This is a genomic window from Campylobacter gracilis (assembly GCF_001190745.1).
Lineage (GTDB): Bacteria > Campylobacterota > Campylobacteria > Campylobacterales > Campylobacteraceae > Campylobacter_B > Campylobacter_B gracilis.
In genome coordinates, this window is the sequence record NZ_CP012196.1 from 1,537,668 (window position 1) to 1,559,810 (window position 22,143).

The window sequence follows — 22,143 nt, forward strand, 5'->3', positions numbered from 1 at the left end:
TAGTTCAAACTTTGCTTACGCTGGGGCGTTTTTATAGAGCCTCAAACGCCTTTTTAAGATCGAGCGTGCCCTCGTAATATGCCTTGCCGACGATGACGCCCGCGATGAGCTCCGCGTTTTTAAGCGCAATTATGTCGTTTATATCTTTCACGCCGCCGCTTGCGATAGTATCGATACCGCTAGCTTTCGCGATAGAGCGGCTAAATTCTACGTTTACGCCGCTTAGCATCCCGTCGCGCGATATGTCGGTGCAGATGATCGCGCAAACGCCCGCATCCGCGTAGTCTCGAGCCAGGTCGGTCGCTTTTACGCGGCTTAGCTCCGCCCAGCCCTCGGTCGCTACGAGCCCGTCTTTTGCGTCTATGCCCACGACGATACGGTAAAGCTTCGTCATTCTCCTTACGAAATCTCTATTTTTAAGCGCCGCCGAGCCCAGGATAAATCTATCGACGCCTAAGTTCAAATACTCCTTTATGCGCGCTTCGTCGCGAATGCCGCCGCCCACTTCGACGCGCAGGCGAGTGCTTTTTACGATCCGCTCGATCGCTTTAAAATTTACCGCCTCGCCCGCAAATGCGCCGTCGAGATCAACCAGATGCAGCCATTTAGCGCCGAGATCTTCAAATTTTTTGGCTAGCTCGCAGGGGTCTTTGGAATAAATTTTTGCGCTTTGCATCTCGCCCTTGCTAAGGCGCACGGCGCATCCTTGTTTCAGATCGATCGCAGGGAAAATCTCCATCACAGCTCCGTAAAATTTTTAATGATTTTTATGCCCGCATCGTGGCTTTTTTCAGGATGCGGCTGAAAGGCAAATACGTTTTCGCGCCAAATCGCGCTTGCAAACTCATAGCCGTAAAACGTGCTCGCAAGCGTGATCTCGCGCTCGCAAAGGACGTGGTAGGAGTGCACGAAATACAGATACTCAAACTCGCCTAGACCCACATTTATCGGCGAGTGCTTGATAAAATGCGCGCTGTTCCAGCCGACATGCGGGATCTTTAGGCTTTCGACGCAGGTAAAATTTTGCCCGCCATGCTCGCTAGGCTCTACCCCGTCCGATCTAAATTTCATATCCTCGGACCCAGATTCCGCCTCCCGATTATTAAATTTCGTTTTGTCAAATTTTACGACGCGACCGGGTAAAATTCCAAGCCCGCTGCGCGCGCCGAACTCCTCGCTTTGCTCAAACAGAAGCTGCATCCCCAGACAGATACCTAAAAAATATCTGCCGCTTGCGACGAACTCTTTAATCGCGGCGTCCATACCGCTTGCGCGAAGCCTGTCCATCGCTTCGCCGAATGCGCCAACGCCTGGAAGCAGGGCTTTATCGCAGCTCAAAAGCTCCTCCCCGCTGCGCGCGAGAGTAAATTTAGCGCCGCAGAAGCTAAGCGCGTTCATCACGCTTTGGATATTGCCCGCGCCGTAATCCACGATACCGATCAAGCCGTGCCCTTCATATCGTTCAATCGGTGCGAAAACTCGGGCACGATACGCTTTAGCTTATCCGCGACCTGCGCGTCTTCGCACTCCGAAAGCTCCTCGATCTGCGAGCTTAGCTCTTGCAGGTCGTATTTTGCAGAGTGGGTTACGAAGATGGATTGATACTTCGTGCTCTTGTCGTTTTCGTCGATCAAAAGCTCCTCGTAAAGCTTCTCTCCGGGGCGCAGACCTACAAATTTAATGCCAAGCTCCTCCTTGCCGGCAAGCTGCAGCATTCGCTTGGCAAGATCGGCGATCTTTACGGGCTCGCCCATATCCAGCACGAAAAGCTCGCCGCCCTGCGCGATGGAAGCCGCTTGAAGCACCAGCTGACACGCCTCGCTGACGAGCATAAAATATCTCGTAATCTCGGGGTGCGTAACGGTAAGCGGCTCGTTCGCTTCGATCTGGCGTTTAAATTTAGGAATGACACTACCGCTTGAGCCGAGCACGTTTCCGAAGCGCACCGCGACGATCTGCGTATCACTTGCCGCGTCGTTGGAATTTAGCGCGTAAAGCTCGCAGATACGCTTCGTCGTACCCATAATGTTCGTCGGTCGCACTGCCTTATCGGTCGAGATCAAAACAACCTTTTTCGCGCCGTATTTTTTAGACAGATCAATTACGTTTTTTGTGCCGATGACATTATTTTTGACCGCTAGATGCGGATTAAACTCGCATAGCGGCACATGCTTATACGCCGCTGCGTGCACGACCACCTCGGGATGAAATTCTGCAAAAACTTCCTCCAGCTCATGGCGATAAACGACGTTTATCATCTTTAACTCGTTGCGCGCGTCCGCGCCCGTAGCTTCATTAATCGAGTAGAGGTTAAGCTCGCTGTGCTCGACCATGATAAGACGCTTTGCGCCGAATTTTAAGCATTGCTTACAAATTTCGCTTCCTATCGTGCCGCCAGCGCCCGTTACCAGCACGATCTTGTCTTTGATAAAATTTTCAATCGCCTTGGTGTCGAGATCTTTAGGCTTGCGCGCGAGCAGATCCTCGATTGATACGTCGCGGATCTTTTTGCTCTCATCCTCCAAAAGCGAAAAGAGCTTGATATCCTTTAGCCCGTACGCAAACAGCTCGTCGTAGAGCTGCTTTAGCTCGTCCGGATACAGCGCCAGCGCGATGATCGCAGTTTTGGCGCCGCTATCTTTGATCATCTGCGGAATTTCGCTCTTGGCTCTGACGACGTAGTTTTCGCAATACGTCCCCACAAGCTCAGGCCGTCCGTCCACGACACCCACCGGATAGTAGTTGATATATTTTTGCCGCATCCCTTTTAGGACGTGAAAGGTCTTGCTCGTAGCGCCTACGACGATGCAGGGCTCGTTATTCGTGATATTTTTCTTCTCACTTAAAAACATCCGCTTTGAAATTCTAATCCCACCGATTAAAATAAACGAGATCGCCGCATCGATGATGATGACCGAACGCGGGAATGGGTTAAAAATTTTACTCGCTAGAAAGAATAGGATTAAAAAGGTAAGCGCTGCCATAACGTGCGCATAAAAGAGCTTTCTTGCTTCGTATAGCCCGAAAAATCTCCACGGAACTAAATAGATCCGCAAAAACCAAAAGTAGAAAATTTTAATCGCCGTAAGACTCGAGGCACTAAGCAGCGCGCCTTTATAGAATTCGTTCGGTATATCTCCGCTAAATCGCAGCAAAAACGCAATGTAAACGGAGAGGATCGAGATAAAAATATCTCCTAGCAAAAAAAACGCGAAGCGGCTAAATTTAGTGGGTTTTAACAGCATTAGATGTTTTCTTTTACGATTTTTACGACGCGCTCGATCGTCTCGTCGCTCATATCGGTACCGCTAGGAAGGCAGATGCCGCGACTGAACATATCCTCGCTCGTGCCGTCAACTACGCTAAGTGCGCCTGCGAAGATGCTTTGCAGATGCATCGGCTTCCAAAGCGGGCGAGATTCGATGTCGGCTTTATTTAGAGCGTCGACAACCTTTAGATGAGCGCCTTTTTGCTTAAACAGCAGAGTCGTAAGCCATCTATTGCCCTCGCCGCCTTCTACTTCGGGCATAAACTCCACGTCAGTGCCTCTAAACAGATCCTCGTAAATTTTAAAAATTTCGCGTTTTCTCTTTACGCGCTGCGGCAAGACCTCCATCTGACCTACGCCGATAGCGCCCAAGACGTTGCTTAAGCGGTAGTTGTAGCCGTAGTCCTTGTGCTCATAGTGAAGCAGCGGCTCGCGCGCCTGGGTGCTTAAAAATCTGGCCTTAGCCACTAGCTCCTCATCGTTTGAGATCAGCATTCCACCGCCAGAAGTAGTGATAATTTTATTGCCGTTGAAGCTTAGTGCGCCGCATTTTCCGATGCCGCCAAGTGTTTTACCCTTATAAAATCCGCCCAGCGCCTCTGCGGCATCCTCGATAACATCAATGCCTTCGTTCGCGCAAATTTCGCATATCTCGTCCATCTTCGCAGCCTGTCCATAAAGATGCGTAACGACGAGCACTTTTGGCTTTTTTGGAGATTTTTTGATCGCTTCTTTAAGCAGCTTCGGGCTTAAATTCCAACTCTCGTCGCTGTCTATCAGCACCGGCACGCAGCGCTCGTAAAATATCGGATTTAGCGATGCCATGAAGGTAAACGTAGAGCCCAACACCACGTCGCCGTCCTTTGCGTCGCTGCAGCGAAGCGCTAGATGAAGCGCCGCCGTGCCTGCGTTTAACGCCAGCGCGCCGCGCGTTTTGGTATAAGCTTTGATGCTGTTTTCAAACCTATCGACATATTCGCCCAAAGGCGCGATATAGTTGCTTTCAAATACCTTTTTTATATACTCAAGCTCATTGCCGCCCATATTCGGTGGGCTTAAAAATACTCTTGCCATCTTCATCCTTCCTTGATCTTTAAATTTAACCTCGCGCGTCGCAAGGCTAAATTTAGCTTTCGGCATAAAATTTAAATGCTCGGATTTTATCACTTTTAATGCTATAAATTTTAAATTCAGCTATTTTTTTTGATCACGCGAGCAGGCACGCCTACGGCTACGCTGTCGCTAGCTATGTCGCGCACCACCGCAGCGCCCGCGCCGATGATGCAGCGCTGCCCGATACTTAGCCTCTGAATGACGCTGGCACCGATTCCAATGTGCGAAAACGCCCCCACCTTCACACCGCCCGCAAGCGCCGCGTTTGGGCTAATGTGCGCGAACTCGCCGATCTCGCACTCATGCTCGATTACGACGCCAGAGTTGATTATCGCGCCGCGACCGATTTTAGCTCGCGCGTTTATCACGGCGCCGGGCATTACGACCGCGCCCTCGCCGATAGCGGCGCTTGGGCTAACGATGGCGCTTTGATGAATTAACGTCGCTATCTCAAAACCTGCGCGCGATACTCTCTCTTGGATCTTTGCACGAGTTTTATTATCGCCGATTGCGATTATTACGGGGTGCTTAGGCAGATCCTCGCTAAATTTCAGCCCCGCCGCGTCGTCTAAAAAAACGACCTCGTTAAATTTAGCCCCGCGCGCGGCTAGCGCGACGTCCGCGACTACCAGCCCGTGTCCGCTCGCGCCGTAAACGTAAATTTTAGTTGTGTCCATTAAATTTCTCCGTCGTCGCCATGCCCTCTTTATTCACGCCCTCTTTTGCAAGCACCTTTTTAATCGTTAAAAGCGCAATCTTAAGATCGAGCGCGAAGCTTAAATTTTGCGCGTAATACGTGTCGAACTCAAATTTTTTCTCCCAGCTGATCGCGTTGCGACCGTTTACCTGCGCAAGCCCCGTGATACCCGGACGCACGCTGTGCCGCAGACGCTGCTGCGGCGAATAAAGCGGCAAGTATTCGATCAGTAAAGGGCGCGGTCCGATGAAGCTCATATCGCCCTTTAGTACGTTGAAAAGCTGCGGCAGCTCATCCAGGCTTAGCGCGCGGATCTTTTTGCCGTAATCGTTCAGCCGCTCTTCGTCGGGCAGAAGCTCGCCGTCTGCGCCGCGCTCGTCGCTCATCGTTTTAAATTTGTAAATTTTAAAAATTTGCTCATCAAATCCAGGGCGAGATTGCGTAAAAATCGTGCTTTTGCTAATGTGCTTGCGGATCAAGAACCACGTAAGCGCCATCACGGGCGAAACCAAAATAATCAAAATCAAAGCCGCCGTAAAATCAAGCGCGCGTTTTAAAAAACCTCTATACATCGATAAATTTCCTATAAACCTCTAAATATTTTTCCGTGACGATCTTTTCGTCGTAATTTGCAAGCACCATCTCGCGCCCGTTTCGTCCAAGCCTTTCGCAAAGCGCGGTATCGTCTAATAAAATTTCGATCTTTCGCGCAAGACCCTCTGCGTCGCGAGTGCGGCAGATTAAGCCGTTTACCCCTTCTTGCACAGCTTCCACGCAGCCGCTGCAGTCGCTCACCACGCAGGCTCGCGCCATGCTCATCGCCTCTAAAACCGTGCGCGGAAAGCCCTCCTTGTAGCTAGGCAGTGCCAGCAAGTAACTAGCCTTCAAAAGCTCAGGCACATCGTTTCTGGCGCCTAGATAATACACCGCGCCGCTTCGCAAAAACGCAGGATCGGCGGTACTTTTATTGCCCGCAAAACCCTCGCCTACGAAGACAAATTTCGCATCCGATCGATCTTTTAAAATTTCTGCTGCTTCGTAGAATTCTCTCACGCCCTTATGCCACATCGCGCGAGCTATCATCAGTACGATCTTTTTGCCGTGCAAATCCTCGCCCAGATCCGCTGCACTAACGATTTCGGGGTTGAATCTTTCAGCATTTACGCCTACGCTTTTAATTCTTATGACCTTTTGCTTCGCAATAAGCCCGCGAGATAGCATATAATCAGGATCGGCATCGTTTACAAATACGCAAGCATCCGCCTGCGAAAATGAAAATTTATAAAGCTTCTCCAATACCGCTCGCACGAGCCTTGTTTTAATATCATCGTCGATATAAAAGCTGCCCAGCCCCTCGACTAAGTTTATCACATATTTTATACCTGCCTCTCGAGCCGCCAGTGTACCAAACACGTTTGATTTGTGCGCAGCTGTTTGCAGCAGGTCCAAATTTAACCTCTTTAGCTCACGCGCAAGGGCTTTGGTGTTACTAAATACGGTAAACGGATTTAAGCTCGCCCGATCAAGATCGTAGGTTACGGCATTAAAATCGCGTGCCAAATCCTGCGTATAAGCGCCGCGAGGAGCGATTGCGAAAACCTCGTGCCCGCGCTCTTTTAAAGCCTGCATTATCGGGCGGCGAAAGAAATGTAAGCTCATATCGGCATGGCTTAAAAATCCTATGCGAGCCATATGCTGCATTCCTTGCTTGTCGTTGCGAGATTAAATTTCATAAATTTCTCCTTGGCTTGCGGCAAAATTTTATCTAGCGCTTTAATTTATAAACTTTCACAGCAGGGCTTAAGATTACAGGCTCGAATAGCTCGGGCCTATATCTTTCAAATACAAAAAGCTGAATGTAGCTTGAGTTTAGCATCGTCTTATCTAGTAGCAAAAATCGCCCGTAATCGCGCATGAAAACCACGTAAAATTGCGCGCTGCTGTCCATATTAAGCTCCTTGACCGCCAACCTGCCGCTCGCGTCGTAGCTCGTTTCGTAAAAGGTATTGATCGCAAATTTTCTGCCGCTAAATTCCAGACTAAGCAAATTCGGCGAGATCGAAAAGCCGTTGTCCATATGCACGCCGCTTTGATCCTGAACAAACCTATCGCTCGTTATGAAAAACAGCTCGCCCAGCTGCTTGCCGTCGGTGATGTCGATGTTTGAAAACTGCGTGACGACGGGGAAGATATTCATCATGCGATCGGGCAGGATGTAGTAGATGTCGCGCGTAGGCTTCGGCGGCTTAAAATCGGCCAGTCCCAAGCCTAAGATAAAATCATTTACATCGGTCGCGTTGTAGTCTTTTAAAATTTGCTTTAGCTTGTTTGGAATTTTTTCGCTATATCCGCGCTCGGTGTATTCGACATCCAGGCGCGCCATATTTGCGGAGCTCATCTGATCTCTAAAAAGCGCGAAGCTAACGGGAAAATTATCGTTGCCGAGGTGTTTGCCGCCGTCGATGAGGGTCTTTACGTCGCTGTAATAGCGTATGCCGTAACCGTAGTCCCACCACGAAAGCGCGTAATCCTCGCGCTGCGCTTTATCTTTAAGCTCGTCAAACACCCGCACCTCGCTTTGATAAAAGACCGTATCGACCTTGTACGAGACGATGTGCTGCCACGCGGGATAGATCGCAAGCGCCGTCAAAATAAGCAGTATCGCGCGTCCCGCGATCTTTGGCAGATCCAAGCGCTTTACGCAAAAATATAAAATATATCCGAAACTTAACCCCATCACACCCACGGCATAGATCGTAAATCTAAGGCCCGCTTTGTTTGCCGCAAAGCCTAAAAGCAGAAGCGGGATCGAGAGTAAAAATTCTTTATGTCTAAAGCAAAGCACCAAATATCCGATTGCCGCGATCACGAAAACCGCGACGTGCGAGCTGATGCGCTCCATAAAGATCTTAGGTGGCACGATGCCAGATTCTTGGATCGTTTGATTGACGTTGAAAAAATGAAATGCCGTATCGGCGTTGTCCGCAAAGGAACGGAAGATATAAAATTTCGCCTGAAAGATTATCGGACTAAGACCTCCGTTTGCGACGAAAAAGACTACGGCAAGTGCGCCGATAATCGCTAAAATTTTAAAATTTAATAGCTTTCCTCTAAACGCAAAGAGCCAAAATAGCGCAAGCGAGATTAAAATTTTAGCTACCAAAGGCGTAGAGCAAAGCGCGATCAAAAAGATAATCATCGCTTCGTAATTTACCGCACTTTTTCGTTTAAAAATCAGCGTGTAGGCGAAAAATACGGCGAGCATCATGGAATTTAGCGAGAAGCTGGACGGATACCACCACATATAAAATATCACAAACACGCCCAGCCAAAACAGCGTGCTGCGCGAGCCGCGTGTGCAAATGCGGATGAGCGCCCACAAAATACACATCGCAAGCACGATATTTAGCATATCGGTGTCGTAATACCCAGCCATCGTGCGGTTGTAGTAGCTATTCGCCACGCTCGCGACAAGCGCACCGATGAAGCCTGCGCGCATGCAGCGAAACTCGCTTGAGATAAGCAAAATCGGCACTACGATGAGCGAGCTAAACAAAGCCGGCAGATAAACGAATATCGTCTCGATTTTAAAGGGCAAAATTTCAGCCAAAAACGCCGTTACGATCGAAAGCGGTGCACTAAAGTAGCTAAGATCGTTGGGCTGATGAAAGCCGGCGAGTCGGTCGCGCGCGCCCTCTGCAAAGGCGTAGCCGTCGTTTGTGTTTATCATCAGCTCGCCGTCCCAAAAGAAGTAATTCGGAAAGCCGCTCGCCCAGTGCACCCACCACATACGAAACGCCACGCTAAAGGCAAACGCGAGCAAAATCATCAGCAAAATATGCTTGGAGAACTCATAATTTTTTATGAAGCCAAAAATTCTGCGCCTAGCAGGAAGCGCGCCAGCTGACTGATTTTTAGAATTTTGGGAATTTTCTGCTGTGGAGTTTTTAGAATTATCAGAATTTATACCGTTTGTAGAATTTAAAGCACTTGCAGAATTCGCATTTTTAAATTTAGTCAAATTAGCGGCTTTTGCGGAATTTTTATTTGTAGAGTTCGCAGTGCCAGCGGAATTTTTATTTGTAGAATTTTTGCTCGTGGAATTTGCAGCGCCCTTTAAATTTGAGTTTGTAGAATTTGCGCCTGCGGAATTTTCAGAATTTACCGAGGCAGAATTTCGTCCGCTTGATTTTTTAGCCTTTTTGGATTTTTTTTGTGCTCGCATTTTTGCAGAAACAGCGCGCGCTTGATCGTCGCTTAAATTTTTAACGCCGACTTGCGCGGAATTTTTGCTCGCAGAATTTTTTGCATCAAGCGCAGAATTTTTATCGCTCTGAGGCACGGCGTCCTCGCCACCCTCAAGCTCGGCATTTTCGCCGCTAAAATTCTCTCCGCCGCCTGCGGAATGCCCTGCGTCAAAATTTCCCTCACTAGCGAAATTTTCGCTTAAGGCAGCTTTGTCGGCACCCATTGATTGCGCGTCTTTTTGATCGTCCGATCCTTCGTCGATCTCTCTGACGCTAAAAGCCTTTTTTTCTTCACCCACGCCTATTTTCCTTCGTCGATTTGTTCTATTTTTGCGATCAGCTCGCTTGCTATCCGTTTTTTATCGAAAAACGAGGCTCTAATTTTAGCCTTTTTCTCATAAAATTTTACATAATTTTCATCATCCAGCGCTTTTTGCATCGCCGCTTGGGTGCTTTCTAGATCGTTTACGCCTACTAGCACGCCCCATTCGCTCTGCCCCAAAAGCTCGCGCGCGCCGCTTTGATGATCGCTTGAAATCACGAGCTTGCCGCATGCAAGAGCTTCGATGAGCGCGTTTGAAAACCCCTCAAAAAGACTTACGAAGACAAACGCGTAGCATCTGGCCATATATTTATACGGGTTTGCGTCAAAGCCCAAAAGCTTCACGCGACCGCCCAAGCCTAGCTCCTCTATCAAGGCCTCAAGCTCGGCTCGCAGCACGCCGTCACCTAAGATCAGCAGGTCTTTGTCGTTATTTTTTAAATTTGCATACGCGCGGATCAAAAGCGCGTGATTTTTGCCCGCATCGAGCCTGCCGACGCTTAGGAAAAACGGCCGTTCCTGCGCGACCTGCTCGCTTGCCTTGCGACTGATCTCATCAAGATCGATCGCGTTGTATAGCACGCTCATCTTGCGCTCGTCAATCCCGAAATTATCCGCTAGATCGCGCAAATTTCCAAGCGAGTTCGGAAAGATAAAATCGGCCTTCGGATAGAGCTTGCGCAGCAGAAGCTTTGAAATTTTGGATTTGAAGCTCGGCTCTTTATACAGCACCGACGGCGTCGAGCATTCGTTAAAAATCATCGTTCCGCCCAATCCGTAAACTCGCGCCAGCGCCGCCACGTAACAAGGGCGGTTCATCCAAACGAAGTGGATGTCGATACCTAGGCGCTCGCATAACTTTTTGTACCTAAGCGCCAAAAACGGCAGCTTTGCGAGCTTCAGCAGTCCATTTTCAAAAGGGGCTGATTTTTCGATGAAATGTATCTGCACGCCGCTTGGAATTTCATAAAAAATCCTTTCGTTCATCAGCACCAGATGCACTTCGTAGCGTGCCGTAAGCTCTCCTAAGAGGTTGCTTACGACGCGCTCGGCGCCTCCTCCTGCCATCGAATATATAAAAACGCTTAATTTCTTCATCCCTTTACCTTTTAAATATCGCTGCTGCGCCCTAAATTTAAGCTTTGCTCACGCCTTTTTACGCGAGCATACGTCGCGCACTCCGTTTTAAATTTAGCGCATTTTGCGCTGCCCCAAGCGGCTAAATTTCATCGCGCGATGCGGCAAATTTAAACACGCCGTTTTGCTCGAGCACAAGACGCTATCTTAGCACATCGAAGTTTAAATTTATCTCCGCGCGCCGCTAGGGCATCGATAAACGGCTGCTATTTGCGCGCAAACCGATCAATCAAGCCCTGCCAGAGCTTAATGATGCGCTCTTGCGAAAACTCGTCTAAATTTTCATTTGCATTTTGCACGAGAGCGTCTCGCAGCTCCTCATCACGCATTAAATTTTCAAGCTTGCTCGTAAGTTCATTCGCATCGCCGCGTTTAAACAAAATGCCGCTAAAGCCGTCCTTTATGAGCTCTTTTGCGCCCGCTGTGTCGCTGCTAAGCCGTGCGCAACCGTAAAACGCAGACTCGATCAGCACGTTTGAAAGCCCTTCATTAAGCGAGCTTAGCACAAAAATTTTGGCTTCTTTATACAGCTCGCTCACGTCCTGCTTGTGCCCTAAAAATCGCACTTCAAGCCCGAGACGCGCCACAAGCTCGTGCAAGCTTTCGCGCAGCGAGCCATCGCCCGCGATTAAAATTTCCCACTTCGCAAGCAGGCTTTTATCTATCCTGCTTAGCGCGTCAAAGTAAATTTCATACCCCTTTACGGGCTCGAGCCTGCCGACGCTTAAGATCACGTTTCGCTTGGCGCCTTTGGCATCGCAGATCTCGCCGAAAAAGGGGTTGTACACGACGAAGCAGTTTTTGACAAATCGCGAATAGTACTCAAAGTCCGAGCGCGTAAGCACCGTAAGCGCATCTGCCTTTTTGTAGCACAGATCGCGCACGCGGCTAAAAAACCCGCTTCGCAGATAATCGTGCGCGTTGTGTTCGGTCGCGATGAGCGGGATGCCTAGCCCGAAGCTTGCGATCACGCACGCTACGTTCGTCCAGTCCATAAAGCTGATGATGACGCTTGGGCGCTCGCGCTTGAAACACTCGCGCAAAATTCTGTATTTATCGAACCTGCCGCCGTTTTTATAAACATCCAGATGCAAAAATTTTATCTTTTCGCTAAATTTATACCTACCCTCGTCGTTTTCCAAAATCGCGATCGTAACGTCGTTTGCGCGCGCAAAATGGTTTGCTAAAACCTGCAACACGCGCTCGGCGCCGCCGTTTCTAAGAGCCGCGATGACGAATAAAATTTTCATTTTAGCTTCCGATAAATTTTATAAAATAGCTGCAAAAGCGCGGGGCTAGCGTAAAACAAGACCATCATCAGCGTCTGCGTGCGGCTTGCATGCGTCGCGAAAAATCCAAAATCCAGCCGCTCGCGCACCAAAGCGTGCAGTGAGCGGATCTGATCCGCAGCTTCTGCAGCGCTTAAAGGAGAGCGGGGATCTGCGGTCTTTCTTTGCGACGCAGAATTTTGCTTAGAATTTCGCATATAATTTTGCCCGACGGAATTTTTAACTACGGAATTTTTACTGCATGCGCAAAATAAACTATCAGCACCGCGCAAATCCGCCTCGTTTGCCAAGCTGCACGTATTAGCCTCGGAAGGAGAAGTCGCATCCCCATCCGAGCCTGCGGCATCAAAGCTTGATTTAATGATTAAAAACGCCGTATTCAGCGCGGATTCGCAGCGAGTGAAATTAGCCTCGCGCGCCAAGCTCGGATAATTCGCAGCGATCGCCTCAGTATAGCGGCGCACCGCAGCGATTACCGCTAGATGCCTGCGCGCGAATGAGTTTACGGTCGAGCCCGCCCTTACGCGATAAAAATATAAAATTTCATCCGTGTACGCCGCAATAGAAGCGTTAAAAATATCAAAAAATATCGCTACATCCTCATAGATCTGCCCCGCAGGAAAGCGCAAAGCAGTGAAAATTTCGCGAGCAAACAGCGCGCGCCAAACCGCGGTGCTAAAATACGGATCCTGCGTGCAGCTGCGTCTAAAAAGCTCTTGCGGCGATATTTTATATTCGCCTGCATTGGCATTTGAATTTGCAACCCCTCCTGGATTGCTAATCTCTTTAGAATTTTGATTTTCTTTAGAATTCAAAGCCGCCTTGAAATTATTTATTTCGCTCTCGTCGCTAAATGCCGCGTAGCCGCACATAGCGATCTTGGTGCAAAATTTCTGCGTCAGGCGAAAAAGCGTCTCAATCAAATCAAGGCTTATCAAATCGTCGCTATCTACGAAACTGATAAACTCTCCGCGAGCGACATCTAAAGCGGCGTTTCGTGCGCTAGCCTGCCCGCCGTTTGATTTATGCAGCACTCGTACACGGAGATCGCGCGCGGCATATTCGTCGCAAATCGCCTCGCTGCCATCATTTGATCCATCATCTACGAGCAAAATTTCTAAGTTCGCATAGGTCTGTGCCGTGATACGCTCCACGCAAGCGCGCAGGAATTCTTTAACATTATAAACGGGGATGATGACCGAGATTAGGGGACCCACGCTCATTATTCCTCCCTGTGTATCGTAGCGGCTATGAAATCCAACCAGCGTCGCCCGATCGTTTCAATTTTAAAGCTCTCCTCGCGCTTGGAGGCGTTTTGCACGAGCCGCTCGCGCAGCTTTTCGTCGCTCATTAGAATTTCAAGCTTTTTAGCGATACTTGCGCTATCGCCTACAGGACACAAAAACCCATCTACGCCGTCGCTTATAAGCTCGCTAGGACCTGCGATGCAATCTGTAGAAATTCTAGCGGTACCAAAAAATATACTCTCCATCAAAATATTGCAAAAGCCCTCCATCTTGGAGGTTACGACTACGATTTTAGCGCGTTCATATAAGCTTTCGATATCGCGCACAAAACCGATGAACTGCACATTTAAGCGCAGCTTCGCAGCTAGGCTTTCAAGGCTCTTTCGCTCCTCTCCGTCGCCTGCGATCACCACCTTCCACTCTTTTAAAAGATTGAAATCTATAAGCGCAAGCGCCTTAAGAAGGACGTCAAAGCCCTTATAGACATTGAGCCGGCCAGCTGCTAGGATGATATTTTCTTTAGGCGGGCGGGCGTCTTTAGCATGGCTGATCTCAAACATCGGATTAGGCATAATCACGCGATTTTGTACATATGTGTAATGATCCAGATCGAATTTACTAAGCACGCTAAGACCTGCAGCTTGCGGATAAAAGATCCGCTTTAGCGCTCGCCAGATCGGACTTTTTAAAAAGCGATGATTGGTGTGTTCGGAGACGATGATTTTCTGCCCGACTCCTAGATTTGCGATCAGCGTAAGGACATTAGTATTATCTAAAAACGAGATTACGATGTCAAATTTACGACTTTTTAGAAGCCTGTGCAAGGCTAAAATTTTATCATAGCGCTTTTTTATATTTCCAAAAACTCCTAAATCGCCTACGCCCAAATCCAAGCTAATAAGCTCGATCTTAGGATCCAGCGCGTAAAACGGCTCATCTGCGTCAAATTTTATCACGCAGACTTCATTCTCGCGGCAGAAAAAATTTGCCAGCACGCTTAGCACGCGCTCGGCACCGCCCTTGCCTAAAGCAGAAATTACCATAGCTATTTTCATTTTATGAGCCTAAACTTATTTTTAAAAATTTCATCGAGTCCTCTCTTTTACGGTGCAACGCCTCATTTACGCCATCCCAATCGATAGTCGCGTCCAATCGTGCGTCTTTGGGATCTTGCAAAGCTCTATCTTCAAGCCCGAACGAGTCCAAAAGCGAACTAAAGCGCGACGCGCCGCGACTAGCGTTAACAAGCACAAAAAACGGCTTATTAAAGATTATAGAAAATACACAGCCGTGAAATGAGTCGGTTAACACGAACTCCGCGCCCGCAATAGCGCTTAGCCACGCTTTTATGCCGATGCGGTTGCCGCGGTCGTTTACCTCATCTATCTCTAGTCCGCTTTGCTTCTTTAATAGCTCTATCGCCGCTTCTGAGCGAGGCGATGGATCTAAGATATAGGCAAAGCCTTTGCGCTTTGGCGCATGGCTTAAAAATTTATCGTAAATCTCTTTGTTAGCCAAAAGCGTAGGATCTAGCACCCAGCTCGCATCTACGCCAAAGCATTCGCGCGCAAGCTTTACACCATCGCGCTCGCGCACAGAAATAGCTTTAAATTTAGCCAAATTTGCAGCGTGAGCTTTTAAATCCGCGGGATTTTTAAGCCCACAGAGCCTATCTCCGCCGAAGCTTGCAGCATAGGCGATCCGCGTGCAGTTAGGCGGCAAAAATCCAAGGCTAAAGCAATCTGCAAAATCCGCAAAATAGCTAGGGCGAAAAACCTGATCGCTTCCTAAAATCACCGCTTCAAAGCGTTCTTTCTCGCACAGCGCCTTTAAATCCGTAGGCGTGCAAACAGGCGCGGTTAAAGGGATATTTTCCGCCACAAACTCGCTAGTATCGCGCTCGTAAGAGGGATTAAATTTCGCTCCGCTAAGCTCCTTTTTTAGCGTGCGCGCCACTAAAAATTTAATATACGCAATCGATAGTTTACTTCTTTGCAGACGCAAGTTTATGAGACGTGGCTCATGCCCAAGCTCCACTAGCACGCGGCTTAGCGCGTAAGCTTGTAAAATTCCGCCGTAATTATTCACTAGCGGCAGGGTAAAAATCCCGATCTTCATGCAAACTTCCTATAAATTTTATATGCCGCAATCTTTGGTAGCGCCAAAAGCGCTAGCACTTTATTTGCCGCGGCAATTTTTTTAAGCCTAGCAGCGATGAAATCATCACAATCAAAATGCGTAGCGCTATATCGCTGGATCTGAAGCTTCTGGCGCAAGATGTAACGCTTAAGCGGGTTTTTCGCGCCGTAGAAAATTTCGTTTTTGCACTCCACCTGGCTTTTCTGCGAGCGATGCACCTCTGCTGCGGATATCCGCTCGCAAAAAATCGCCTCGCGCGCCTGCTTCGTAGGCTGCGAAAACAGTGCGTCGATCTGAGCTGCGCGCGTAATTACGAGCGATGTGCCGCGCCACTCGCTCATTTCGCTTTGCAGCCACGCATCCATCAGCACGACGTCGGCGCATTTGGCAAAAACGTCAGTGCAGGCGTTGCACGCAAGTGGCGTAAAAGCGCGCGAACTCCAGTACGCAAAGGCGCTACTGCTGCGATCGTCTATCGCCTCGCTACCATCTGTAGCGCGGAATTTAAAACCAAAGCTCATCGCACTTTTGCCCGCGATTTTATATCTGTAATTAACCGCCGCGAGCTGCTTACGCTCTTTAAACGCAAGATCTGCCAGCTTATGCGTAAAACCAGCACCCTTGCCCTGTCCGCAAACCAGCCCGATAATAAAGCTTATGCGGGATTTAAGGCGCGGATTTTTGCTCGCAGCAAGCCTTAAAGCTTTTGCAAAGCACGGCAGCGCGCTGATCGCATATCTGCCCTCGCGGCGCGACATCTCATTTAACACCGCTTCAAGCGTGAGCGGATAGTAAGCGGACGAGCGTGCGCGAGTAAGCTCACCAGCATTTTTTATCACGCTAAATTTAAATAGCGGCACGAAATTTTCGCCCGCATAATTTCGCGCGTTTTTGGAATTCTCGCAAGCAAAATCCTGCGTTGATACGGAATTTTCACAAGAAGCTTTAGACTTCTGCGCGGAATTTTCATTTGTAAAATTCTGCGCGGAATTCTGCGTAAAATTTTCGCAAAAAGAATTTTGTACACTCGTAAAATTTATATAATCATCGTCCGCCAAATTCTGCGTTAAATTCGGTATTACGGAATTCTGCTCGGAATTTTTAGTTGCGGAATTTTGTAAATTCTGAGCCACCACTAAATTTTCGCGGGCGGAAAAATCCCGCTTGGAATTTTGGGCTATGAAATCCCCTTCGTCCGCAGGCACGGCGCAAATCGCGTAATCAATGAGCCCGCGCGCAAAAAGCTCGCGAAAAATATAATCTCCCGCACCGCCGCTTGCACTGCTTAAGCGCTGCGCTTCATCTTTTTTGTAGAATTTGTAAGTGGCTAAAAACCTGCCAAAATCTGGGCTAAAGCTTTCCAACTCTGCGTATGATTTAGAATTTAGCTCGTTTTCAAGCGTGTCTTTTTTGTAAAACGGGCAGACTTTTAGGCAGATATCGCATTTGTCGCGACACCCTTCGCCCTCCTCGGGCGCGTAAAATCCATTGCCTCCAAGCCGCATTTTTAGCACGCCAAAAGGGCAGCTACTCGCGCAGACGCCGCAGCCGATACAGCGGTCTTTCGTAACCACTTCGCTAATTACATTGAAGCTCAAGCCCGCCTCCTTATCTTAGCCGCAATGCCGCCAAAAATCGCGCGTTCGTAGTCATTCATCGCCCAAAAATATGCGCTTAGCACAAACATAGCCGAATAAAGCCCGCCGCAAATTAGCAAAAAGCTCACTCCGCGCAAGTCTAGTGCGTAATTTATCGCTAGGCTTACTGCTATTGCGGGAGCAAATTTTACTACCATCGCGCCGATATTTCGCCAAAATTTAGCGATGTCAAGTCCGATTACACGAGAATAGTAGATGTTCATCACGCAGATATTTAGCAAGGTGATCGCAAAAGCCGTACCGCACGCAGCGCCCACGCCACCGTAAGCCTTAGCTAGCGGGATAGAAATAGCGATATTTACGAGCGTGACGCAAAACGCGGCGATTGAGCGAAATTTGACTTTGTTTTTTGCCTGAAGCACAGCTAGGCCTAAATTTTGAATCAACGGCACGCTTACTGGAAGCACCAAAATAAGCGCGATTGCGTATGAGATCTCGTAATTCGCGCCCGCCCATAGCACGATAAACTCTCGCCCAAAAATCACCAAAAGCGACGCGATAAAAAATATCACGTAAAATTGCAGCCTGCCTATTTTGATAAATTCCGCGCTAAGCTCGGAATCGGTGGAGTTTGCAGAGACCATTTTAGCGATTTTAGGAAGCATCACGCCGCTAATGGTGAGCGAAAGCGTGACGAAAGTGGCATTTATCGTGCTTGCTACGGCATACGTGGAGACCGCTGTAGCGCCTGCTACTGCGCCTAAGATAAAATTATCAACATTCCAGTTTACTTGATCGACTACGATGCCTAAAAATATAAAAAATGAGTAGCCAAAAATTTGCTTAAGCGTGGGGGCGTCGAAATTTCGCACGCTTATCACGGGCGAGACTTTGCGCTTGCAGTAGATGAAGTCCGCCGCGACGCAGATTAAATTTACCGCCGTAGCGATGATTACGATCGCGATAGCCTTATAGCCCAAAAGTAGCGCAGGTACCGCAGCTAGCGGCAGAGCGATCGTGCGAAAGATCCCAATTAGCTTGATAAATACGAAATTCTCATGCGCCGTAAGGATCGACGAATAGATGCTAAAAGGAAAGCTAATCGCCAAATTTGCAGTTAGCAGCATTAGCATAATGCGAATTTCGCCCATCTCGCTAGTGCTTAGCTTAGCGCCAAAAATCGCGTGCAGATTGGCTAGCAGCGCAGCTCCTGCAAGCACGATCACCGCGCTCATTACCAGATACACACTAAAGATCGTACCGTGCAGCTTATGCATGCGCTCCACTTCGCCGCTTGAAGCGTATTTGGCGGTATAGACCGTCACGGCGTTACCAAAGCCTAAATCCAAAATCGCCAAATAGCCGATAACGCTACTAGCCAAAGAATATAGCCCAAACTCGCTCTGCCCTAGCGCCCGCAGGAAAAACGGCGTATAAACCAAAGTAAGTATCGTAGAAACAAAGATATTCACATACGATAGCACGACGCCGAGCTTGCGCTGCGCGGCTTCGGGGGCGTTTAGAATTTTAAGCAAACAAGGCTTCCTTTTGCTCGCCGCTATTAAACGCGGCGGAGTAAAATTTTAAAATTTCAAATCGCACTTTCACGCTAGAACCTAGAGCTTCTTTTCCCAATTTAGCGCGCTTAGGATGATCTCATCCAAGCTCTCATGCTCAGGCTGCCAAGAGGTTTTGGTGCGAATTTTATCTGCATTTGAGATGAGGCAGGCAGGATCGCCCGCTCTGCGCGGAGCGATCTGCACTTTAAAATCCACGCCGCTTACTTTTTTAGCTTCATTAACGACCTCTTTTACGCTAAAGCCCGTGCCATATCCTACGTTAAAGACCGCGCTGTCGTTAGTCTGCAGATAATCAAGTACCGCCAGATGCGCGCTTGCGAGGTCCTCTACGTGGATGTAGTCGCGTATGCAGGTGCCGTCCTTGGTGTCGTAATCATCGCCGAAAATGCTCATCTTATCACGCTTGCCGACGATCGTTTGAGTCGCTACCTTAATTAGATGCGTCGCGTTCGGATAGTTCTGCCCGATCGTGCCGTCGCTAGCCGCACCCGCAACGTTGAAGTAGCGCAAAATTCCATATTTAAAATTCGGATTTGCCGCTGCCGCGTCTTTTAGCACCCACTCGACCATCAGCTTGCTTCTGCCGTACGGATTGATCGGATTTTGCGGAGTGTCCTCGCTTACTTGCGGGATGTCCGGCTCGCCATAGGTCGCCGCAGTGGAGCTAAATATGAAGTCTTTCACGCCGTATTTGTTCGCAAGCGCGATCAAATTCATCGCGTTGGCGGTGTTGTTTAGGTAGTATTTTAGCGGATTTTGCGTGCTTTCAAAAACCTCAATAAACGCCGCAAAATGAATAATCGCATCAAATTTCTCGCGTTTAAAAAGCTTCTCGATTGCGGGGGTATTTTCTAGGCTCTCTTGCACGAACTCAAACTCGCCTATTTTGCGAAGCGCCTCGATCGCTCGCATCGAGCCTTTGCAAAGATTATCCAGTATGACGACGTCGTGGCGGTTCGCTTCTAAAAGCGCCTTTGCGACGTGGCTACCGATGTATCCCGCGCCGCCTGTAATTAAAATTTTCATCTATTCTCCTTCGGATCAAATTTATCAAAATACACGATTATAGCCCCTTAGATTAAATCGCTGGTCGCACGCGCAAAAATACGGGGAAGCGCGGCTTTTTCTCGCGGGTTAGGTTTTGGTATTGATAGGTGATGATCGTGCCTACTTTAGGCGGATTTGCCCGCATCTCGTCGCTAAAGCCCGTGCCTACTTTAAATTTCACTCCGCTACGTAGATCCACGCAGCTTAAAGAGCCCATCTTGCCCTCGTTTTTGCTGTAACCCGGGTTGATTTTTACGACCTTGCAATCGCTATCATGCGTCTTTTTGTATTTTAAAATTTTATCGCTGCGGCCGCTTTCATAAAGCGCGTTTGGATCGCGCAGCACGACCCCCTCGCCGCCAGATGCGATGACGCGATCGAAATACACCTGCACGTCGGCGTGCGTGCTTACTGGGGTTTGCTGCACGATGAGTAAATTTTGCGCGCCACTTGAAGCGATAAAATTTCTTAAAATTTCCATCTTCGCGCTTAAATTTTTCTGCTCCTTCGGCAGGTCAAACGCGTAAAATTTCACCCTGCTCCAGCGCTCATCGGGCACGCTAGAAGAGACGATCGATACGAGCTGCTCAAACTCCCCGCGCGCCGTGTATAGCTCGCCGTCCACAAAAAACGGCGGAAAGCCCGCGCTCCAGCCCTCGGGAGCATTTATGATCTTGCCGCGTCTGGAGCGCAGATTTTTGCCGTCCCAGATCGCGCGCACGCCGTCCAGCTTCTCGCTAACGACCCAGCCCGTGATATTCATGCCCGGGACGTACTCTTTAAGCAGCATCGGTTTAAATTTAGCCTCATCCGCGATCGCGCCGCAGACCAAAAACAGCGCACCCAAAACCGCGCCTTTTAAAATTTTAAAAATTTCACTTCGCATATGCCGCTAGCTCCCTTTCTATAAAGTCGCAAAAAACGGGCGTATAGCTCATGCCCGCGCACTCTTTTTGCAAAAATTCTCCCATCACCGCGATGTAATTCAGATAGTCGTCCTTGGTGATCTTACCGCGCAAAAGCTCGTATTTCAAAAACAGCCAATAGGTGTTGAGCACGTCGGATCTGCAGTACTCGTCGATCTTGGCCTGCTCGCCGCTGTAATACAGCTGTAGGACCTGATCGCCATGCACGTCGTATTTGCCGGGAAGGCCCACGCTGGCGCAGACATGATCAAGCTTGAGCCCGCGCACAGCGCCAAAATCGCTGATGTGATCGAGCAGATCCAGATGAAACCGCCCGTCGTAGCGGCTGCGGTAGTTCTCCCATTTGCTCTTGTTATTATCGCGATCGTTCGTCTCAAAATACGCCGCGGCGCTTAGATCGTAACACATCGCGCGCGCCATAATCATCGGCAGATCGAACCCACGCCCGTTGAAGCTTACGAGCCGCGGATTAAAATCCTCGATGAAGGCTAGGAATTTTGCGATTTTATCGCGCTCGTTCTCGCCATCAAGCGTCGAGACGCGCAAAAATCTGCCGAATCCGTCCGCCATCACAGCGCTAATGCTAACGACGCGGTGGAAGCAAACGGGCAGGAATTCGCTACCGGTTTTTTCTTTGAAAATCTCCATCGCCCTAAGCGAGAGCAATTTGTGGTTTAAAATTTTGCTTTTATCCGCGTTAAAGATCGGCTGCTCGCCGTAAATTTTAAAATTTAGCGCGTTTGACGCGGGATCTTGCGCGGAATTTAAAGCGAGATTTTCGCTCTTTGAGCTTTGGGATGCGGAGCTTCGGGACGCAAAACTTTCCGCCGCGAAATTCTGAGGCGCAGAGCTTCGGAGCGTAGAATTTTCTACCGCAGCGCCCTGTGCCGCGGAGCTTTGAGGCGAGGTATCGTCGTAGGTTAAATTTAGCAACGCGGAATTTTTGGGCGCTGTATTTTGCGACATGGAATTTTCGCTCGTAAAATTTCCATGCGTTGGATTTTCAGCGGAATTTTCACTCGCGAAGCTTTGAAGCGCAACGTCTTGCTGCGTAAAGCTTTGCAGTGCGGAATTTTGCTCGGAATTTTCTATTTTAAAATTCTGCTCCGCCGAATTTACAGCAAAATTTAAAGACGCGTTTTGTTTCTCGCCGCCGATCTTTTGCGAGAGCTGCGCGTCAAGAAGCTTTGCGAAGCTTTTTTTATCGAAAGGCTCGAAGCAGTCCGCGATCGCATCCTCATCCAGTACCCGCACCAGCGCCGCTACGTCGGGGATCGTCTCGCAGTCGAATACGCAGATATAATCCTTTTTCATTAAGCTCCTTCCTGGCGGCTTTTACCGCTTTTTTCAAAAACGGCTCTGAAATAATCCTCTATCTTCATGCCGTTTTTATGTACGCACCTAATCGATCTCCTCGCTCATCCAAGGTTCTCATCGCCGCTTTCAATCTTAAAATTTTACGCTGCCGCATTTTCGCAACAAAAAGGGGCCTGCGCGGAGGCGCGGCAAATTTCACTATCGCTCGCCGCGGCG

The 22,143-nt window shown here is 48.9% G+C and carries 18 protein-coding genes; all 18 read right to left on the reverse strand.

The window, feature by feature from the left end:
• Positions 1 to 31 precede the first annotated feature (31 nt).
• The 18 genes from hisA to CGRAC_RS12540 all read right to left on the reverse strand — a co-directional run bounded on the left by hisA (position 32) and on the right by CGRAC_RS12540 (position 21,924).
• The gene (hisA, locus tag CGRAC_RS07635) at positions 32 to 739 is read right to left on the reverse strand and encodes a 1-(5-phosphoribosyl)-5-[(5-phosphoribosylamino)methylideneamino]imidazole-4-carboxamide isomerase (protein WP_005873284.1); all 708 of its coding nucleotides are present in this window, start codon (positions 737 to 739) and stop codon (positions 32 to 34) included.
• A complete protein-coding gene (hisH, locus tag CGRAC_RS07640) occupies positions 739 to 1,443 on the reverse strand; it encodes an imidazole glycerol phosphate synthase subunit HisH (protein ID WP_005873285.1) in 705 nt (234 codons plus the stop codon). Before hisH ends, hisA begins: the two co-directional genes overlap by 1 nt.
• Positions 1,440 to 3,245: a polysaccharide biosynthesis protein gene (locus CGRAC_RS07645; RefSeq protein WP_005873286.1), complete on the reverse strand. Its 1,806-nt coding sequence runs from the start codon at positions 3,243 to 3,245 to the stop codon at positions 1,440 to 1,442. The genes hisH and CGRAC_RS07645 overlap by 4 nt, the downstream gene beginning before the upstream one ends.
• Positions 3,245 to 4,342, reverse strand: a complete 1,098-nt coding sequence (pglE, locus tag CGRAC_RS07650) for a UDP-N-acetylbacillosamine transaminase (RefSeq protein ID WP_040304545.1) — start codon at positions 4,340 to 4,342, stop codon at positions 3,245 to 3,247. Before pglE ends, CGRAC_RS07645 begins: the two co-directional genes overlap by 1 nt.
• A gap of 116 nt (positions 4,343 to 4,458) precedes the next feature.
• Complete coding sequence (pglD, locus tag CGRAC_RS07655) at positions 4,459 to 5,058, reverse strand: UDP-N-acetylbacillosamine N-acetyltransferase (protein WP_005873288.1); 600 nt, start codon at positions 5,056 to 5,058, stop codon at positions 4,459 to 4,461.
• On the reverse strand, positions 5,045 to 5,650 hold the full coding sequence (gene pglC, locus CGRAC_RS07660) for an undecaprenyl phosphate N,N'-diacetylbacillosamine 1-phosphate transferase (RefSeq protein ID WP_005873289.1): 606 nt from the start codon (positions 5,648 to 5,650) through the stop codon (positions 5,045 to 5,047). Before pglC ends, pglD begins: the two co-directional genes overlap by 14 nt.
• Entirely contained in the window at positions 5,643 to 6,770 is a 1,128-nt protein-coding gene (locus CGRAC_RS07665) for a glycosyltransferase family 4 protein (protein ID WP_005873290.1), read from the reverse strand. The genes pglC and CGRAC_RS07665 overlap by 8 nt, the downstream gene beginning before the upstream one ends.
• A 73-nt stretch (positions 6,771 to 6,843) precedes the next feature.
• Positions 6,844 to 9,624 carry an STT3 domain-containing protein gene (locus CGRAC_RS07670; RefSeq protein WP_005873291.1) on the reverse strand — a complete coding sequence of 927 codons (2,781 nt, stop codon included), beginning with the start codon at positions 9,622 to 9,624 and terminating at the stop codon, positions 6,844 to 6,846.
• A gap of 2 nt (positions 9,625 to 9,626) precedes the next feature.
• A complete protein-coding gene (gene pglJ / locus CGRAC_RS07675) occupies positions 9,627 to 10,745 on the reverse strand; it encodes an N-acetylgalactosamine-N,N'-diacetylbacillosaminyl-diphospho-undecaprenol 4-alpha-N-acetylgalactosaminyltransferase (protein WP_005873292.1) in 1,119 nt (372 codons plus the stop codon).
• Positions 10,746 to 10,990: 245 nt separating this feature from the next.
• Positions 10,991 to 12,034 carry a glycosyltransferase gene (locus CGRAC_RS07680; RefSeq protein ID WP_005873293.1) on the reverse strand — a complete coding sequence of 348 codons (1,044 nt, stop codon included), beginning with the start codon at positions 12,032 to 12,034 and terminating at the stop codon, positions 10,991 to 10,993.
• Positions 12,031 to 13,296 carry a glycosyltransferase family 2 protein gene (locus tag CGRAC_RS07685; protein WP_005873294.1) on the reverse strand — a complete coding sequence of 422 codons (1,266 nt, stop codon included), beginning with the start codon at positions 13,294 to 13,296 and terminating at the stop codon, positions 12,031 to 12,033. Before CGRAC_RS07685 ends, CGRAC_RS07680 begins: the two co-directional genes overlap by 4 nt.
• Positions 13,296 to 14,375 carry a glycosyltransferase family 4 protein gene (locus CGRAC_RS07690; RefSeq protein WP_005873295.1) on the reverse strand — a complete coding sequence of 360 codons (1,080 nt, stop codon included), beginning with the start codon at positions 14,373 to 14,375 and terminating at the stop codon, positions 13,296 to 13,298. The genes CGRAC_RS07685 and CGRAC_RS07690 overlap by 1 nt, the downstream gene beginning before the upstream one ends.
• Before the next feature lies 1 nt (position 14,376).
• The gene (locus CGRAC_RS07695) at positions 14,377 to 15,438 is read right to left on the reverse strand and encodes a polysaccharide pyruvyl transferase family protein (protein ID WP_005873296.1); all 1,062 of its coding nucleotides are present in this window, start codon (positions 15,436 to 15,438) and stop codon (positions 14,377 to 14,379) included.
• On the reverse strand, positions 15,435 to 17,057 hold the full coding sequence (locus tag CGRAC_RS07700) for a Coenzyme F420 hydrogenase/dehydrogenase, beta subunit C-terminal domain (RefSeq protein WP_005873297.1): 1,623 nt from the start codon (positions 17,055 to 17,057) through the stop codon (positions 15,435 to 15,437). Before CGRAC_RS07700 ends, CGRAC_RS07695 begins: the two co-directional genes overlap by 4 nt.
• Complete coding sequence (locus CGRAC_RS07705) at positions 17,054 to 18,592, reverse strand: lipopolysaccharide biosynthesis protein (RefSeq protein ID WP_005873298.1); 1,539 nt, start codon at positions 18,590 to 18,592, stop codon at positions 17,054 to 17,056. The genes CGRAC_RS07700 and CGRAC_RS07705 overlap by 4 nt, the downstream gene beginning before the upstream one ends.
• Before the next feature lie 81 nt (positions 18,593 to 18,673).
• Entirely contained in the window at positions 18,674 to 19,663 is a 990-nt protein-coding gene (galE, locus tag CGRAC_RS07710) for a UDP-glucose 4-epimerase GalE (protein WP_005873299.1), read from the reverse strand.
• Positions 19,664 to 19,715: 52 nt separating this feature from the next.
• On the reverse strand, positions 19,716 to 20,570 hold the full coding sequence (locus CGRAC_RS07715; RefSeq protein ID WP_005873300.1) for a DNA ligase: 855 nt from the start codon (positions 20,568 to 20,570) through the stop codon (positions 19,716 to 19,718).
• On the reverse strand, positions 20,560 to 21,924 hold the full coding sequence (locus tag CGRAC_RS12540; protein WP_005873301.1) for a 3'-5' exonuclease: 1,365 nt from the start codon (positions 21,922 to 21,924) through the stop codon (positions 20,560 to 20,562). Before CGRAC_RS12540 ends, CGRAC_RS07715 begins: the two co-directional genes overlap by 11 nt.
• Positions 21,925 to 22,143 lie beyond the last annotated feature (219 nt).

Bases quoted from the DNA above. Each gene is read 5' to 3' on its own strand.
- hisA (WP_005873284.1), bottom strand. From the start codon at position 739: ATGGAGATTTTCCCTGCGATCGATCTGAAACAAGGATGCGCCGTGCGC.
- CGRAC_RS07645 (WP_005873286.1), bottom strand. From the start codon at position 3,245: ATGCTGTTAAAACCCACTAAATTTAGCCGCTTCGCGTTTTTTTTGCTA.
- pglE (WP_040304545.1), bottom strand. From the start codon at position 4,342: ATGGCAAGAGTATTTTTAAGCCCACCGAATATGGGCGGCAATGAGCTT.
- pglD (WP_005873288.1), bottom strand. From the start codon at position 5,058: ATGGACACAACTAAAATTTACGTTTACGGCGCGAGCGGACACGGGCTG.
- pglC (WP_005873289.1), bottom strand. From the start codon at position 5,650: ATGTATAGAGGTTTTTTAAAACGCGCGCTTGATTTTACGGCGGCTTTG.
- CGRAC_RS07665 (WP_005873290.1), bottom strand. From the start codon at position 6,770: ATGGCTCGCATAGGATTTTTAAGCCATGCCGATATGAGCTTACATTTC.
- pglJ (WP_005873292.1), bottom strand. From the start codon at position 10,745: ATGAAGAAATTAAGCGTTTTTATATATTCGATGGCAGGAGGAGGCGCC.
- CGRAC_RS07680 (WP_005873293.1), bottom strand. From the start codon at position 12,034: ATGAAAATTTTATTCGTCATCGCGGCTCTTAGAAACGGCGGCGCCGAG.
- CGRAC_RS07685 (WP_005873294.1), bottom strand. From the start codon at position 13,296: ATGAGCGTGGGTCCCCTAATCTCGGTCATCATCCCCGTTTATAATGTT.
- CGRAC_RS07690 (WP_005873295.1), bottom strand. From the start codon at position 14,375: ATGAAAATAGCTATGGTAATTTCTGCTTTAGGCAAGGGCGGTGCCGAG.
- CGRAC_RS07695 (WP_005873296.1), bottom strand. From the start codon at position 15,438: ATGAAGATCGGGATTTTTACCCTGCCGCTAGTGAATAATTACGGCGGA.
- galE (WP_005873299.1), bottom strand. From the start codon at position 19,663: ATGAAAATTTTAATTACAGGCGGCGCGGGATACATCGGTAGCCACGTC.
- CGRAC_RS07715 (WP_005873300.1), bottom strand. From the start codon at position 20,570: ATGCGAAGTGAAATTTTTAAAATTTTAAAAGGCGCGGTTTTGGGTGCG.
- CGRAC_RS12540 (WP_005873301.1), bottom strand. From the start codon at position 21,924: ATGAAAAAGGATTATATCTGCGTATTCGACTGCGAGACGATCCCCGAC.